Below are 16,234 nucleotides of genomic sequence, written 5' to 3' on the forward strand. Positions count from 1 at the left end.
TGGCATTGAATATTGAGGATATGGATATTTCATTGAAGGACATTCGCTATACGGATGACTCTTATTCGTTTAATTTCTTTCATCGCTCTTATGTCGGTTTGGATCCGAAGGGACTGTTCGGTTTGTTTAATGAAACGACTTTGGGATATAGTACCGGATCTGCCCGTTTTTCCCGGGGTAAGGATGAAACATTGAAATATACGGATTCAACAATCAATCAGCTTCGGGTAGGTATCAATCCCGGTATTGCTATTTTTATCATGCCGAATGTGGGAGCTGAAGTTTCTTTCGGTGTTGCCGGTTTTACCTACAACTGGGAGAAGCAGAAGAAAAGCAACGGAGAAGAGGGCAAGCGTACGAACAGTGGTGCAAACTTCAAGATCAATCTGTTTAACATTAATATTGGTATAACTGTCTGTATCTGATGAGTATGAAGAGAATTTCAAGAATATTGGGATATTGGGCATGCCTGGCTGTCTTTTTGCTTTCGGCATGTATCGAGAATGATTTTCCCTATCCGACAGTGAAGTTATATCTGACCGGACTGACCGTAGAAGGGCAAGTGGGAACAACGTTGCTTTCCAATGATGACCGTACGGCAACGGTGAAATTGGATGAGACAGTAAATATCCGTAAGGTACATATCCAGAGTCTGGAAGTTACGGAGGGAGGAAAGGCTTCCATTCCTTCGGATACAGTAGTGGATCTGACAACTCCGCTTCAGATTACCTTGTCTTTGTATCAGGATTATCCCTGGACTATCATAGCCAATCAGACGATCGAGCGGATTTTTTCAGTAGAAGGACAGATTGGGCAGGCTTATTTTTATCCGGATATCCGGGAAGCTTCTGTCAACCTTCCGAAAGATAAAGGACTGGATGTGATTTCAGTAACTGATTTGAAACTGGGACCTTCAGGAGCAACTTACAATGGTGTGAATGGAGTTCCTGAACTTCAATGGGAAAAAACAAAGAATTTTGCTTACGCAAAGGTTCAGGTGAAATACAGTGACTTTGTGGATGAAGAATGGACTTTGTATGTGAATCTGTCGGATGTCAAGGTGGGAGTGTCATCGGTTGATGCATGGACCAAAGTGGCCTGGGTCAATGGATTCGGACTTGAGGGACAGGACAACGGCTGTGAGTATAAAGAGGAAGGTGCGGAAGAATGGATACGCGTCAGCTCATCGGAAGTTACACATGACAAAGGAAGTTTTGTTGCACGTCTTACTCATTTGTCGCCTAACACGAAGTATGTCTGCCGCGCTTATTCAGGAGATGAAATGGGCGCAGAGCAAAGTTTTACGACCGGAGAGGAAGCAACTTTACCTAATGGAGGATTTGAAGACTGGTATCAGAACGGTAAAGTGATCTGTCCATGGAAGGAAGGTGATAACTCATTCTGGGATACCGGAAACTGGGGTAGTACCACACTTTCGGCTGAGGATAACATTACAAAGTCGACTACAGATGTCTGGAGTGGTGCTGTGTCCGGAAGCCTGGCCGCTGTACTGGGATCAAAATTTGTAGGTATCGGATCAATCGGTAAGTTTGCTGCCGGTAACTTGTTTGTCGGGGAATACCGGGCTACGGATGGAACCAATGGTATTCTGGGATTTGGACGTGAGTTCACTGCCCGTCCGACAAAATTGAAGGGACATTTCAAATATACGACAGCGAACATTGCTTATACAGATAACGCCCATGCAGATTTGATGGGAAAACCGGACACCTGTATCGTCTGGATTGCATTAGGCGACTGGAGTGAACCTGTGGAGATCCGGACAAATCCGAAGAATTCAAAGTACTTCGATAAGAATGATCCGAATATCATTGCTTATGGAGAAATGAATTGCGGAGAGACGGTGTCCGGATATCGTGAGTTTGAAATCGAACTGGATTATCGTTCCACGAGCCGTGTTCCGAAGTATATTTTGCTCGTCTGCTCGGCAAGTAAGTATGGAGATTACTTTACGGGGGGACCGGGAGCAACCATGTGGGTTGATGATTTCAGCCTGGAATATGATTATGATTAGAGTTCTCTAATTTACTTTCGGATAATGGAAATTTCGATGAGATCCAGGTGTTTTGATTGAACCGGCAGCCTGCTTCCTTCGCAGGTTGCGGATGATAAGAGAGTTTCGTGCAAAGGAAACAGTTGTTTTCTCTGCACGAAACTTTTGTTTTATGCTGACAAAACTTCTGTTTCGACTAGGTGAAACTTTTGTTTTCTCTATATGAAACTTTTGTTTCCACCAGGTGGAACAAAAAGTTTCACTCAGTGGAACAATTATTTCCACTCGTCAGAACACTTGTTTCGTTTCGTTGAAACCAATGTTTTGTTTCGTCGAAGCCGGATCTTTCCTTAGTCGGTTAAGTTGAAATATACGGTCGGTTGAGGCAGATCAATATTTCCACCATGGATTGTGATACGTGGAATTTTAAGTAAACTTACTTTTTTGCTGATTCCGTGAAAAAACGTATCTTTGTGCTTGAAAATCTGACAGAAGATGGACAATAGCATGCGATATAACGATTTTGCCGGTTTCCTGGCCGGAGAGTTCCCGTTCAAGGTACAGAAGATTTCGGTCAATGCCGGTTTCACCTGCCCCAACCGTGACGGAACGAAGGGTTTTGGAGGGTGTACGTATTGCAACAATCAGACTTTCAACCCGGCTTATTGCAGGGATGACCGGAGCGTTACGATGCAGCTGGAAGAGGGAAAGCGTTTCTTCGCACGCAAATATCCGCAGATGAAATACCTGGCCTACTTTCAGGCATATACCAATACTTATGGTGAACTGGAACTGCTGAAGCGCATGTATGAGGAGGCGCTGGCGGTGGAAGGAGTCGTGGGACTGGTGATCGGGACGCGTCCCGACTGTATGCCCGACAGCTTGCTGGATTATCTGGAGGAAGTGAACCGCAGGACGTTCCTGCTGGTGGAATATGGCATCGAGAGTGCGGACGACCGGACTCTGGAGCGGATCAACCGCGGGCATTCCTTTGCATGTACGGAGGATGCGGTGCGCAGAACGGCTGCAAGGGGCATCCGTACGGGCGGACACGTGATCCTGGGATTACCGGGAGAGAGCCGGGAAGATCTCATAAAGCAGGCGGAACGTCTGTCGGAACTGCCGCTCACAACGCTGAAGATGCACCAGCTTCAGCTCATTCGCGGAACGCGCATGGCGCATGAGTATGCCTTGCATCCGGAGGAATTTCACCTGTTTTCGGCTGATGAATACATTGATCTGGTTATCGATTATGTAGAGCATCTCCGGCCGGATCTGATTCTGGAGCGTTTCGTTTCGCAGTCGCCCAGGGAATTGCTGATTGCGCCTGACTGGGGACTGAAGAACCATGAGTTCACCGACCGTGTCAAGAAGCGCATGAAGGAACGCGATGCCTGGCAGGGAAAGGCATACCGGAAAGCGGACGGGCATAAAAACAGTTAGTTAACAACAACAATATATAAAAGAAACAGAAAGATGGAAATTAAAGGTAAAGTACATTATGTAGGTGTGAACGACCGCACAAAAGCGTTGTTCGAAAATCTGTGGCCGTTGCCGTACGGCGTATCATACAATTCTTATCTGATTGCAGATGATGACATGGTAGCGCTGGTGGACACGGTAGATGTGGCTTTCTTTGAACAGTATCTGAAGAAGATTCGCAGCGTGATCGGTGACCGCAAGATCGATTATCTGATCATCAATCACATGGAACCGGACCATTCGGGAGCCATTGCGCTGATTAAACAATATTATCCGGAAATCGTGCTGGTGGGTAACAAGAAGACTTTCGACATGGTGGAAGGTTACTATGGTGTGACGGGCGAACGTTATGTAGTCGGCGACGGAGACTTCCTGAAACTGGGCCATCACAACCTGCGCTTCTATCTGGTTCCGATGGTTCACTGGCCGGAAACGATGGTGACATACGATGAAACAGAGAAAATCCTGTTCTCGGGTGATGCCTTCGGTTGCTTCGGTGCGCTGAATGGTGGCTGCATCGACCGCAACATCAATACGGATATCTACTGGAACGAAATGCGCCGTTACTATGCAAATATCGTGGGCAAGTTCGGCAATCCGGTACAGAAGGCTTTGCAGAAATGCAGCGGACTGGACATCCAGACCATCTGTCCGACTCACGGACCGGTGTGGGAAGAAAAGATTCCTCAGGTAGTGGAAATGTATGACAAGCTGAGCCGTTACGAAGGCGAAGAAGGTGTGGTGATTGCTTATGGTACCATGTACGGCAATACGGAAGAACTGGCTGAAGCCATTGCTGAAGAACTGAGCGCACAGGGCATCCGCAACATCGTGCTGCACAATGTTTCTCATACGCACCATTCTTATATCCTGGCTGATATATTCAAATACAAAGGTCTGATTGTGGGATGTACTACTTACAACATGCACCTGTATCCGGAAATGGAGTCACTGCTCAGCAAGGTGGCTGCCCGTGAAATGAAGAATCGTGTGATGGGTTACTTCGGTTCATATACCTGGGCAAGCGCTGCCGTGAAGAAACTGGGCGAGTTTGCCGAGAAGCTGAAGTTTGAACTGGTAGGCAATCCGGTGGAAATGAAGCAGGCCATGAAGCAGGACAACTATGCGCAGGCTAAGGAACTGGCCAAGGCTATGGCTGATCGTCTGAAGGCTGACCGCAAGTGAGAACTGCCGGAAAGGGCGTGATATACAGACAGCGGGTGCATCACTTTTAGCGATGCACCCGCTGTTCGTCTTTTTATTAAGCGTTTGTCTGTTCCTGTCAGTTCATCCGGTTAAACTTGTATCTGAGTGAGATCAGGAAATAACTGCGCAACTGTTCGGCATAACTTTCATAGAAGCCGCTGGAGCTTGCCGAGCGTTGCAGGCTTTTGCGCTGGTTCAGGATGTCGGTCCAGGTTGCGGATAGTTCTGCACGCCGTTCCTTGGCAAACTTCCATGTCAGGGTCAGGTTCCATAATGCTTCGTTCTGTTCTTTGCTGTCCACATAGCTTCCGCTGCGGATCAGGTAGGTGAAATCGGAATCCAGTTGGAAATGAAGCGGAAGCTGGGCTGAGACCAGCGAATTGATGGTATAGTCACGAGTATAGGTATTGCTTCCCTGCAGGGTGTTCAGAGAGTTCCTGAAATGCTGGAAGTCCCATGTGCCGTTGAGGTCAATGTTTCCCCACGAGGGCAGATAGGATACCCCGACGAAGGCATTGATGCCGGAAGTATGTGTTACGCTTTTTTTCAGTTCTTTACCGCCGTCCTCGTTGATCAGTCCCACATTATGACTGTAGTTGCCTCCCGCCCGGCCTGCCAGCTTGAAGTTGCCGATCCGTCGTTCATAGTTGGAGTTGCCCATCACGTTCCAGTTTCCGTTGATGTTGACAGGGTAGGTTTCCTGACCTCCCGTCTGAGGATTGTACAGGGTGGCCTGGGTAATTCCGTTCAGTTCCTGACTGCATGTAACGTAAGCGGAAATTCCTTTTGTATAATTGCTGAACGAGAGGTTCAGATAATGCTGGTAGGTTGCTTTCAGATTGGGATTGCTTCTGCTGATGTACACAGCCGAGTAATACACAGTGGGAGCCATCAGGTCATACAGGGACGGCTGCCGGGTACTTCCGTTGTAGCGGATGCTCAGGTCATAATCATTCTTGTTGTATTGGACAAAGAAGGTGGGCATCCACTCGAAAGAATATCCTGTGGTGTCTATGATCTGTTTCCCGTCATCCTGGTTCAGGCTTCTCCGCTGCAATGTTCCGGTCAGTCCGCCGTATGCTTTCCAGTTTTCTCCGTCATGAGAGTAGTTCAGGGAGAAAGCATGCTTGATTGTACGGCTGTTGCGGTGGTTGCTCAGACTGTCAATCAGAAAAGGTACATTACCGGATAAATCGTAGGTACTCTGCATTTCCTTTTCATTCTGGAGTCCCCATGCGTATGAGAACTGCAGGTTGTTCTTTTTCGTGATCCGCCAGGTATAATCCGCTCTGATTTCATGGTTGCCTGATTGTCCGGGGGAGTCCTGGTATTGATGTTGCAGGTCTGTGGAGTCCCGTCCGCTGATATCCTGCAACTGATAGAACGTTGTGCTGAAGGTTTTGTAAGCATCGTTGTCCTGTCTGTTCCGATACAGTGAGTAAGAGATTCCCAGGCTGTTTCCTTCTTCGCTGAACTGGTGGATCATGCTGGCGTAGAGGTTATATGCCTTGTTCTGCAACTTATTGGAGTTTTTTTGCCAGGTTTCATTCATCCGGATGTCGCGGCTGGTCTGTTCAAATCCCTGGAACGGATGCAGCAGATCGAGGTTGGGATTTTCGCTGAATTTGGCTGAATGGGTGTCTGACATGTTTTCCGACCAGCTCATATTTCCGCCTCCTGCTACACGGAGCATGGTCTGCTTGTTGAGATTCCACATCAGGTTCAGGGAAGAAGAGAAACCGTTTTGAAGGTTTTCCAGTGTCCGTTCGGAAATTCCGTACTGGTTCTGGGAGGTCATATACAGCTCATTGCGTGAAGTGGACCGGTCTCCGGTCTTTGAATGATTGTAGCCGATGTTGGCTGAAACCTGGATATCATTTCCTATTTTTCTGGAGATGTTTCCACCGACATTTCCGGCTCTGTTTCCGTCGTATACTGAGGTAAAGTTGCGGTTCCCGAAACGGCCTACCAGCCCGATGTTCTCGCCGTTTTCCTTGAACTGGAATATTTGTGCCCTGGCATCATATTTATTCTTGCTGCCGTATCCTCCTTCCAGACCTGCCATCAGCGTGCCATTGACGGCTTTTTTGGTCTGAAGGTCCAGTACATAATTTTTCTGACTGCCTTTTACTCCGGTCATCTCTTCTTCCTCTGTCGCCTTGTCATACACCTTGAGACGGCTGATGAAACTGGCGGGCAGGTTCTCCAGAGGCACACGGGTGTTGCCCTTGAAAAACTCTTTTCCGTTGACGGTTATTTCACTGATCTTTTCACCTTTGTATTCAATTGACTTGGTTTTCGGGTCGTAACTTAAACCGGGGATGCGTCGGATCAGTGCTTCCAGATAGGCTCCTTCGGGAAGTTTGTATGCTTCGGCATTGAATATGGTCGTATCTTTTTTCTGTTCTACGGGCTGTACGAGGGCTGTCACTACCACCTCATTCAGTGTTTTTACGTCTTCCTTCAGCCGGATTGTGCCGGCCTGGATGGCATAGGCTGTTCCTGATATTTCCTGCCAGACAGGAAGGCATCCCGTAAACGATGTTTTCAGCAGGTATTTCTGAGACAGATCGCAGTGCAGGCGCAGGGAGAATTTTCCTTCTTTGTCGCTGGTTGTACCGGCAAGGAAAGTGGAATCGGGTAATGACAGCAATGAAATATTGGCATATTCCACGCTTTCCTGTTTGTCGTCTCCCAGTTCCATGACGACTTTTCCGCTAATCTCCCGGTCGATTTTCTGTTCTTGGGAAAAGGCGGACAGGGAAAGCATGAACACCAGTAATAGAAAGGCATATAATTTATGCATACGTCTCAGTCTCGGAATTGTTTTGAATAATCCGGCTCCTAAAGTACTCAAAATTTTCAGATTCAAAGGAACGGAATGAATAAATTTTGGGGTGTGGAGTCTCTTTTCCATATATGAGAGGATAAGCAGGGAGACTAAAAATGTCAAGTCCTGCCGGATCTATTTTCCGGCAGGACTTGAAGAGTGAATCGGATCGGAAAGATCCGACGGATGAATTTAGTCTTGCGCCTGATGAACAGTGAGCTGCGGGAACGGGAAGCCGATACCTTCCTTGTTGAAGGTGGCGTAGACAATGCGGTTCATATCGAACATGACATCCCAGTAGTCAGCAGTCTTGGTCCATACACGTACCTTGATGTCAACGCTGCTGGCAGACAGAGATCCGAGACCGATGAACGGGGCCGGAGTCTGCAGGATACGTTCGTCGGCTGCAATGATGCGTTCCAGTACGGCTTTGACGCGTTCGTAATCTTCTCCGTATTCCACACCGAATACCCATTCGGCACGTCGGGTTTCCTGCTTGCTGTAATTAGTAATGGCGTTGCTGCTCAGGGAACCGTTGGGCACATAAATGATCCGGTTGTCCACGGTGGAAAGAATGGTGTGGAAAATCTGGATTTCTTTTACCGTACCGCTGGCGCCTTGTCCGTCAATATAGTCACCAACCTTAAAGGGTTTGAACACCAGAATGATCAGTCCTCCTGCAAAGTTGGAGAGGTTGCCGGACAGAGCCATACCGATTGCCACACCGGCAGAGGCCAGGATAGCAGCGAAGCTGGTGGTTTCAACACCCAGACGACTTACGATGGCAAAGGCCAGAATCAGGTTAAGCAGAATGCTCAGCAAGCTTTTCAGGAAAGTCTGTACACTGATTTCCAGCTTGCGCTTTTCAAGAATTTTGGCTACCAGCCGGCTGATCTGCCGGATGATGAAGCGTCCGATGATGTAAATAAGAATGGCACCGATGAGGTCTTTTCCTACGTTGATTCCCCATTCAACCAGTTTGTCGATAATCTTGGGAATATCGACCATGGAAGATGCTTTGGTTGCAGCATCAAGTAATGTTAACAGCATAATGGTTTATTTTTATTGGATTAATGATTTTATTCTTCCAGTATTCCTTTCCCCTGACGGATGATTTCGGGCTCGTCGTCACAGCAGTCAATCACTGTGGACGATTCGATTCCTCCAATACCTCCGTCGATAACCAGATCTACTTCTTCTCCGAACTTTTCGTCAATCAGTTCCGGATCGGTCACATATTCAATATCTTCATGTTCTTCACGCGGCAGGGTAGTTGTAAGGATCGGTGCGTCCAGACTGCGGCATATCTCACGGATAATGTTGTTGTCGGGTACCCGGATTCCTACTTCCTTGCGGTTGCGGAAGATTTTCGGCAACCGGCTGTCGGCATTCAGAATGAAGGTGAACGGGCCGGGAAGGCAGCGCTTCATCAGTTTGAATGTGGCGTTGTTGACGCGTGCATATTCGCTGATGTTGCTTAGGTCATAACAAATAATGGACAGGTTATGTTTGCGCGGGTCTATTTTTTTCAGTTTGCAGATGCGTTCAATTGGCCGTTCTTTCAGGGCGTGGCATCCGATGGCATACATTGTATCGGTGGGATAGATGATGATTCCTCCGTCGTTGAGAATGTCTACAACGCGCTGGATATCATCGGGGTTGTTGTTTTTGTCATAGAATTTGAGTATCATGGCTATACAGTTTTTTAGTTGTTCTTGTTTTTTCTCAGTTCTTCTGCCAGGCGGTAATGCAGGGCGGCTTCACTTTCTTTTCCGGCAGCCATCAGGGCATCAGCGAAACATTCGTGTGCTCCGGCATGGCGGGGTTTGAGAGAAGTTGCCTTGTCAAGATCGCGCAGGGCTCCTTCGGTGTCACCGGTGTGCAGGCGAAGCTTGCCGCGGTTGTAGACCGGCTTGAATTCTGAGGGGCGCAGGGCAACAGCCTGGTTGAGGCATTCTTCGGCTTCACTGACCCGGTCATCATCGAAGAGGGTGACTCCCTTGCGTACCCAGGCATCGGTATATTCGGGATAGAGTTCAAGGGCTTTATCGTAATTGGCCAGGGCAGCGCGTACGTCGTGTGCCTTGGTGATGCACTCGTTTCCCATCAGGTAATATTCATGGGCATATTTTTCCAGATTCTTTTTCTGGGCATTCATGGCCTCTTTCAGCCTTCGGTTTTCTTCTTTCAGCGTATTGATGAGGTTGAGTTTCCGGCGGATGAATCGCTGGATGAGTGGCTTCTCAATATCATAACGGCTGTGAATGGCCTTGAAGAAGCGGTCGAGAAAGGAGGTGAAGTCACCCAGATTGAAAGCCTTGACCGAAGCGGCATACAGTTCGTCGGCCTGTGCCTGTTTCAGTGCCCGTTCGATGACAGCCTGGTTATTGAAGCGCTGGGCGAAGGAAACGATTTCAGGACGTACGAAGATATCTCCCCGGGTGATTTCCCGTTTCAGGCAGATGCCTTCCAGGGAGGTACACCGGCTGAGCGCCACATAAGCTTGTCCGCCAGCAAAGACTCCTCCGGTGAAATCGATAATGACCCGGCTGAAGGTAAGTCCCTGGCTTTTGTGTACAGTGATGGCCCAGGCCAGCCGGACAGGGTATTGGGTGAATGTTCCCAGTTCCTCTTCTTCGATTTTCTTTTCTTCTTCGTTGTAGCGGTAACGGATGTTTCGCCAGCTTTCCTGATGGACGTCGACTTCCTGTCCGCTTTCCGTGATCACATAGATCGTTCCTTCACTGTCCATGCCTGAGATGGTACCGATGGTACCGTTTACCCACCGCCGTTCCGGATCGTTCTTGATGAAGATGATCTGTGCTCCCGGTTTGACGGTCAGTTCCATCAGGGTGGGAAGGCTGCTTTCGGGAAACTCTCCATGGATTTCTCCGGTGAGTGTGACCGGATCGCCCGGCAGGGAAGCGAGTTTCTGCTCATTGATATAGTCCACCGTATCGCGGCGTGTGGCGAGGGTGATATACATGTCGTTTTCACTGTTCTTTACGGGAGCATTGAACCGGGTGTTCAATAGCTGGAGATCGGCTGCACCGGCAGTATTGGTCCGGATATGGTCGAGTACACTGACGAATACACGATCCGTCTGTCTGTACACTTTCGTCAGTTCGATGGCTACCAGTTCCATTTCCTGGAATACCCGTGCCGAAAAGAAGTAAGGGTTGGGATAAAAGCGGTTGATAATCTCACGTTCATCGCTTTTTACGACCGGTTCCAGCTGGAATGCATCGCCGACAAGCAGCAGTTGTTTGCCGCCAAAGGGTTCACGCATATTATGGGAGTAAACCCGCAGAACCTTATCAATGAAGTCAATGATATCGGCCCGTACCATGGAAATCTCATCAATAATGACGAGTTCAATGTTGTTAAGCAACTTGCGATGGTCGGCCGAATATTTCAGAAAACTATGCAGTTTTCCTCCTTTCAGACTGAAATTCGGATCATCGGGCAGTAAGGGATGGAACGGCAGTTTGAAGAAACTGTGGAGGGTACTTCCTCCTGCATTGATGGCTGCAATTCCGGTAGGAGCCAGAACTACATATTTCTTTTTGGTGACTTGACATACGTGCTTCAGAAAGGTAGACTTTCCTGTTCCGGCTTTTCCTGTGAGAAAAACGGACTGGCGGGTATACTGAATCAGACGCAATGCGTTCTGGAATTCAGGATTGTCTGTATCGATCGGAGTACGTGTCATGTGCTAATTTTCTTTCCCGACAAAGATAATGAAAAAACAACAGAATCCACGAATCAGCCTCTTTATGGAGGCATAATTCGTGGATTCGTGTCGTAGGATCTATATACAAAAGCTTTTGTGCTCTGTCAGTTCGTTACATGTAAGCTGACTTTTGCAAGTCAGCATGAGTGATCTCTCTTATTTGCCAGAACGTTCGTTCAGCATTACATAACCCCAGATCATGGGATCAGCCTTAGAGATCTTGTTGAAAATGTTTTTTAATTTTTTCATGTTGTTACCCTTTCTTTTTTTAATTAATACCTGAAAACTTTTTTCTAAATCCTCCGGCGTACCTCGCGGTAAGCCTTTGGGAAACTTTTTAATCTAACCTTTAATCTAACCTTATAATTATTCTCTGTTTAGTTAAGTTCTAGAACTTGTTTCCTTTTGATTACGCTGCAAAGATAGGGCTTTTTTAGTTACGAAATATGTTTTATAGCATAAATGTCTATTTTTGTGTTATTTTGTTGATGTAAATCAAAAAAAATGATTATAGGGAAATAAAAGGAGATTTGTGAAGAACCTTTGGCACGCTTATGTTGAAAAACATAGGGAAATGGTGTATTCCATATTGAAGAAACGACTATATTTGTGATATCAAAATAATATCAAATATTTCTTTTTATGAAAACACAGGAATTTGAATTTAAGGGATTTGTAGGTAATGGATTTGCCTTTTTGTTTTTGAACTTGATCTTAACAGCCTTGTCTGTCGCTTCCTTCTTTTTGGGTGATGTTTTAGGGGCAATGGCCTATATTCTGGGAGTAGTCGGACTGGTTCTTACCTTTTTTATATGGGCAGGAGTCAAGCAGCTGGAACCCAATGAAGCCCGTGTGATGGTTTTCTTCGGAGAATATAAAGGAACATTCCGCCGTACAGGGTTCTATTGGGTGAATCCTTTTCTGGAGGCCAAGAAGGTATCACTTCGGGCCCGTAATCTGAACGTGGAACCTATTAAAGTGAACGATAAGGTGGGTAATCCTATTCTGATCGGTCTGGTTCTGGTCTGGCGGTTGAAGGATACTTATAAGGCTTTGTTTGAAATTGATTCACAAACCATGGCCAGCAAATCGAATGAGGCCGGTGCTTCTGTAGCCGGACGAATGAAGGCTTTTGAAGACTTTGTGCGGGTACAGAGTGATGCGGCTTTGCGCCAGGTGGCTGGTTTATATGCATATGATAATAATGAAGGAGGGGAGAATGAACTCACCTTGCGTAACGGAGGAGAGGAAGTGAATGAACAGTTGGTACAGAAACTGAATGAACGGTTGGCTATGGCCGGCATGGAGGTGATGGAAGCACGTATCAATTATCTGGCTTATGCTCCGGAAATTGCAGCAGTCATGCTTCGCCGTCAGCAGGCCAGTGCCATTATCAGTGCCCGTGAGAAGATTGTTGAAGGTGCTGTTTCTATGGTAAAAATGGCCTTGGACCGGCTGGATACAGATGAGATTGTGGAACTGGATGAAGAGAAGAAAGCAGCGATGGTCAGCAATCTGCTGGTTGTATTGTGTGCAGATGAACCTGCCCAGCCTGTTATCAATTCGGGAACATTGAATCATTGATATGGCAAAGAAAGAACCGACGAAAAGTTTTGTGCTTCGCATTGATTCGGAGATGATGGATGCCATAGAAGCATGGGCCGCCGATGAATTCCGTTCGACGAACGGGCAGATTCAGTGGATCCTGGCAGAGGCATTGAAGAAAAGCGGGCGAATGAAGAAATCCCGGAAAGCGGAAGATAAAACGGATTCAAAAGGTGTTTAAAACAGATTTAAGAAAGGATTACGTGATGAGTTTTATACGATTTAAGTTACATTTTCTGCAACGCAGTTCATCAGAAAAGTCAGTTGTTGTGAAAGGGATAGACCGGATGATGGAAGTGGGCGGAATATTTTTAATCTTGCTGATCGCATTGTTGTCGATAGCTTTCTTTGGGGATTCAGACCGGCCTGTCCCTGTTCATTTTGATGCGGGGCTTCATGCTGATGCCTGGGGAGATTCTTTTTCTTATTTGGTTTTGGGAGGATTCGGGGTATTGATAACCTTACTGTGTTTGTGGGCTTCCCGTTATCCCCGGTTCATTAACTTGCCGGTCGTGATGCATCCTGAAACGGAACAGATGCAGAATTTCATGAAATGCCGCTATGCAAGGGTTCTGACTTTGCTGATCGGGCTGATGTTCTTATCATTGCTTCTGCTTTGCCGTGCCATGCAATTGGAAAAAGCATGGGCTGGGGTAGCGTCAGTATGCTTTGATCTGTTTTTATTGGGAATATTAGTTATTGTAGTGGTCGCTTCGATTCATGTACAACGCCTGGGAAGAAGATAAGTGACGGACGCCGGTATAAACGTAAAAAACGAACAGACGGAAGGTTCCATTTCCTGTATATTAAGGAGTAGGAATCTTCCGTCTGCTGTTATCAGAAGACCGGGTTTAGAGAGCGATCTTCCGGGGACGGATCCGTAAGTTAGACAATTCTGTATCTGTGTGCTGTGAGGGTAATCCCTGTTGTCTGACAGTCAGAGTATGAGATTTACCGCTGACAGCTTCTGGAAGATTGAACTCCTGGCGGTATACTTTCTGTTCCTTTGCCGGACGAAGCAGATAACCAGTCTTTTTTTCAAAACGGTTGTAGAGTCTCAAGACAATCTGGTTCTTTCCTTTTTCCAGCGGAAGAAGGATCTGTTCGGTGCGGAATGTACAACGGTATGGGTTCAGATGTTTCAAAATGGAACGACCGTTAAGATAGACTTCTACACCATTTCCAGCGCCTATTTCGATCAGATATTTTTGAGCATGGGAAGATTCTATTTCCTGCATGACGAAATAGGTTTCCAGAATATTCGCTGGAAATTCATCCTGTTCCTGAGTTGTTTCCTTCCATTGCTGTCCTCTGGCTGGTGGATTCTGAAGGTCTGTCTTCAGAACAGAAGGTGCGTCAAACAGTCCGTTTCCTGGTCCGCAAAGATAACGTTTTCCCCAGGTGACTCCTCCAGTCTGGAGTGAGCGGGTGTTACCTTTGTCGAGTTTGACAGAATAAGTTGTTCCATCAACAGTCAGATCAATGGTTTTTCCTACTTCTTGTTCTGTATAGATCAGATCCATTTGCTTCAGAAGATTCTGTTGAATGTTCCAGCTGTAGCTTACGGTGCTTCGGTAGTTGCTGTAGTAATCAAAGCAGGAATAGCTGTAGTTGGGAGTTGCATTGGCAGCAGTAAGAGTCGTAATACCGGTAATGATATTGGTTGGCCGTGGTTCTACCGGCTGGTCAAAATCAAGAGTCAGAACATGGATCGTCTCTCCGTTGTAAGCTGATGCCGGGAGAGTAATGTCGATTTCACTTCCACGCTGAATGTAGGTTGCCAGTTTTCCGTCTCCTTTTTCCAAAGTTCTTTCCGGAATATTCAGACGGATGTGTCCGTCAGCCGGGTAAGTTCCAGAAAGGATCAGATTCAGGCGTTTCCCTTTTCGGGTGATGGTACCCCATTCAAACTGTTCACGGAAAGGGGACGCTTCTGTGCCGTAGATGGCATCTCCGTTTTCTTTGAGCCAGGCACCGATTTCACAGAGAACTTCTTTTTCGAACGGAACGACAGAGCCGTCACCTTTCGGACCTATATTTAACAGGAAATTGCCTCCGTGGGAAACAACATTAATCAAACTGCGTAGTTTTTCCATGGCTTTTTCATGTACATCTCCGCGTTTTTGCCACGAACGGTAACTCCACGTTTCATCAAACATGGATGCGGCACTTTGCCAGGGGCATTGTAAGGCACCTTCCGGATAGGCATTGTCGGCCATGACAGCAAAGTCATACTGGTCGTTACCGACTCGACCGCTGACCATACAGTCGGGTTGCAGCTTGTGAACCAGCTGGTAAAGTTCTTGGCTTTGTTCGGGAGTATTGGAACCCATGTCGAACCAAAGTTCGGAAATGAAACCATAGTTTGTTAACAGTTCGGTTACCTGTTGTTTGGAGAATTCATGATGTTCCGGTGTAACGAAATCACAGTTGTGGCTGGAAATCGGATGGCCGTAAGGATAATGCCAGTCAATGATGGAGTAATATAGTCCCAGGCGAACTCCTCCCCGCTGGCAGGCATCAGCCAGTTCCTTGATAAAGTCCCGTTTAGCGGGAGTTGCATCGTATGAATTGAAATCAGTTGTTGTCGTATGGAACATACAGAATCCATCGTGATGTTTGGTTGTAATGACGATGGATTTCATTCCAGCCTCTTTTGCCAAAGCTACAATGGAGTCGGCATTGAAAGCTGTGGGATTGAAATGCAAGGCAGTATTTCCGTACCAGTCGCTGAAAATTCCGGCAAATGACTGGATTTGTTCACTGTATCCGCGTGTGACAGGTTTTCCTTCCCACACGCCCCCCAATTCAGAATAAAGGCCAAAATGAATGAACATGGAATATTTGTTTTGATGCCATGTTTTATAGGCCTCTTGGGAGATTTGTGCATGCATGCCCAGTACAATCAGACATGCTGCCAGGGTAGCGAGGATTTTCTTCATGCAAATGTGTGTCTTTTAGTTATGGCTTCAAAGATAAAAATAACTTCTGAAATTCGGGCATTTCATGAAAAAAATAACCATATTTGTAAGGTGATGAGAAAAACAGAAGATTGTAAAAGCTTATAACTTGTTATTTCCATACAAGAATGACATATTTGTATCTATGAAAAAGTGGCTTCAATATATTTGGCCTGTTGCTATTAGTCTGGTAACAGGATTTTCTGCGAGCCTTTTTCAGAAAACGGCTCTGGCAGATTGGTATCCGACATTGGAAAAGTCTGTGCTGACTCCTCCGGCTCTTGTTTTTCCTGTTGTATGGACGATTCTTTATGTTGTGATGGGAATAGCCTTGGGGCGTATACTGGGAAAGAATCTGCAACGGGCTATAGGGTTGTGGTGGATACAATTGGCTTTCAATTTTA

General features: G+C 46.7%; 12 protein-coding genes and 1 pseudogene. 8 read left to right on the forward strand and 5 right to left on the reverse strand.

Annotated elements, in window-relative coordinates:
* The 4 genes and pseudogenes from BACCOPRO_RS14555 to BACCOPRO_RS14570 form a co-directional block, all read left to right on the forward strand.
* A pseudogene (locus BACCOPRO_RS14555) lies at nt 1-425 on the forward strand (hypothetical protein); the annotation flags it as partial.
* Between the two features lie 5 nt (nt 426-430).
* Complete coding sequence (locus BACCOPRO_RS14560) at nt 431-2,035, forward strand: PCMD domain-containing protein (RefSeq protein WP_155819213.1); 1,605 nt, start codon at nt 431-433, stop codon at nt 2,033-2,035.
* 474 nt (nt 2,036-2,509) lie between these two features.
* The gene (mnmL, locus tag BACCOPRO_RS14565; protein ID WP_008144814.1) at nt 2,510-3,457 is read left to right on the forward strand and encodes a tRNA modification radical SAM protein MnmL/YtqA; all 948 of its coding nucleotides are present in this window, start codon (nt 2,510-2,512) and stop codon (nt 3,455-3,457) included.
* 33 nt (nt 3,458-3,490) lie between these two features.
* Entirely contained in the window at nt 3,491-4,681 is a 1,191-nt protein-coding gene (locus BACCOPRO_RS14570) for an FprA family A-type flavoprotein (protein WP_008144816.1), read from the forward strand.
* 97 nt (nt 4,682-4,778) lie between these two features.
* Here BACCOPRO_RS14570 and BACCOPRO_RS14575 read toward each other — a convergent pair whose 3' ends face one another.
* The 4 genes from BACCOPRO_RS14575 to BACCOPRO_RS14590 form a co-directional block, all read right to left on the reverse strand.
* Nucleotides 4,779-7,508, reverse strand: a complete 2,730-nt coding sequence (locus tag BACCOPRO_RS14575) for an outer membrane beta-barrel protein (RefSeq protein ID WP_050765366.1) — start codon at nt 7,506-7,508, stop codon at nt 4,779-4,781.
* Between the two features lie 216 nt (nt 7,509-7,724).
* Nucleotides 7,725-8,582 carry a mechanosensitive ion channel family protein gene (locus BACCOPRO_RS14580; protein WP_008144820.1) on the reverse strand — a complete coding sequence of 286 codons (858 nt, stop codon included), beginning with the start codon at nt 8,580-8,582 and terminating at the stop codon, nt 7,725-7,727.
* 29 nt (nt 8,583-8,611) lie between these two features.
* Entirely contained in the window at nt 8,612-9,223 is a 612-nt protein-coding gene (locus tag BACCOPRO_RS14585) for an L-threonylcarbamoyladenylate synthase (protein ID WP_008144821.1), read from the reverse strand.
* Nucleotides 9,224-9,237: 14 nt separating this feature from the next.
* Nucleotides 9,238-11,244: an AAA family ATPase gene (locus BACCOPRO_RS14590; RefSeq protein WP_008144824.1), complete on the reverse strand. Its 2,007-nt coding sequence runs from the start codon at nt 11,242-11,244 to the stop codon at nt 9,238-9,240.
* Nucleotides 11,245-11,907: 663 nt separating this feature from the next.
* On the opposite strand from BACCOPRO_RS14590, the gene BACCOPRO_RS14595 reads away from it, so the two are divergent.
* From BACCOPRO_RS14595 to BACCOPRO_RS14605, 3 genes are all read left to right on the forward strand, one after another.
* Nucleotides 11,908-12,849 carry an SPFH domain-containing protein gene (locus BACCOPRO_RS14595; protein WP_008144825.1) on the forward strand — a complete coding sequence of 314 codons (942 nt, stop codon included), beginning with the start codon at nt 11,908-11,910 and terminating at the stop codon, nt 12,847-12,849.
* A 1-nt stretch (nt 12,850) separates the two neighbouring features.
* Nucleotides 12,851-13,051, forward strand: coding sequence for a type II toxin-antitoxin system antitoxin (locus tag BACCOPRO_RS14600; RefSeq protein ID WP_008144827.1), 201 nt, complete (start codon nt 12,851-12,853; stop codon nt 13,049-13,051).
* An 88-nt stretch (nt 13,052-13,139) separates the two neighbouring features.
* Complete coding sequence (locus BACCOPRO_RS14605) at nt 13,140-13,616, forward strand: hypothetical protein (RefSeq protein ID WP_054856253.1); 477 nt, start codon at nt 13,140-13,142, stop codon at nt 13,614-13,616.
* Between the two features lie 105 nt (nt 13,617-13,721).
* On the opposite strand, the gene BACCOPRO_RS14610 is transcribed toward BACCOPRO_RS14605, so the two are convergent.
* Entirely contained in the window at nt 13,722-15,812 is a 2,091-nt protein-coding gene (locus tag BACCOPRO_RS14610) for an alpha-L-fucosidase (protein WP_008144829.1), read from the reverse strand.
* A 163-nt stretch (nt 15,813-15,975) separates the two neighbouring features.
* Here BACCOPRO_RS14610 and BACCOPRO_RS14615 point away from each other — a divergent pair.
* Nucleotides 15,976-16,234 (forward strand): TspO/MBR family protein (locus BACCOPRO_RS14615; protein ID WP_008144830.1); only part of this gene is annotated, 259 nt, incomplete at its 3' end.

It is taken from the genome of Phocaeicola coprophilus DSM 18228 = JCM 13818 (assembly GCF_000157915.1).
Lineage (GTDB): Bacteria > Bacteroidota > Bacteroidia > Bacteroidales > Bacteroidaceae > Phocaeicola > Phocaeicola coprophilus.

Coding starts and splice junctions, on each gene's coding strand:
- BACCOPRO_RS14560 (WP_155819213.1), top strand. CDS start 431: ATGAAGAGAATTTCAAGAATATTGGGATATTGGGCATGCCTGGCTGTC.
- mnmL (WP_008144814.1), top strand. CDS start 2,510: ATGGACAATAGCATGCGATATAACGATTTTGCCGGTTTCCTGGCCGGA.
- BACCOPRO_RS14570 (WP_008144816.1), top strand. CDS start 3,491: ATGGAAATTAAAGGTAAAGTACATTATGTAGGTGTGAACGACCGCACA.
- BACCOPRO_RS14575 (WP_050765366.1), bottom strand. CDS start 7,508: ATGCATAAATTATATGCCTTTCTATTACTGGTGTTCATGCTTTCCCTG.
- BACCOPRO_RS14580 (WP_008144820.1), bottom strand. CDS start 8,582: ATGCTGTTAACATTACTTGATGCTGCAACCAAAGCATCTTCCATGGTC.
- BACCOPRO_RS14585 (WP_008144821.1), bottom strand. CDS start 9,223: ATGATACTCAAATTCTATGACAAAAACAACAACCCCGATGATATCCAG.
- BACCOPRO_RS14590 (WP_008144824.1), bottom strand. CDS start 11,244: ATGACACGTACTCCGATCGATACAGACAATCCTGAATTCCAGAACGCA.
- BACCOPRO_RS14595 (WP_008144825.1), top strand. CDS start 11,908: ATGAAAACACAGGAATTTGAATTTAAGGGATTTGTAGGTAATGGATTT.
- BACCOPRO_RS14600 (WP_008144827.1), top strand. CDS start 12,851: ATGGCAAAGAAAGAACCGACGAAAAGTTTTGTGCTTCGCATTGATTCG.
- BACCOPRO_RS14610 (WP_008144829.1), bottom strand. CDS start 15,812: ATGAAGAAAATCCTCGCTACCCTGGCAGCATGTCTGATTGTACTGGGC.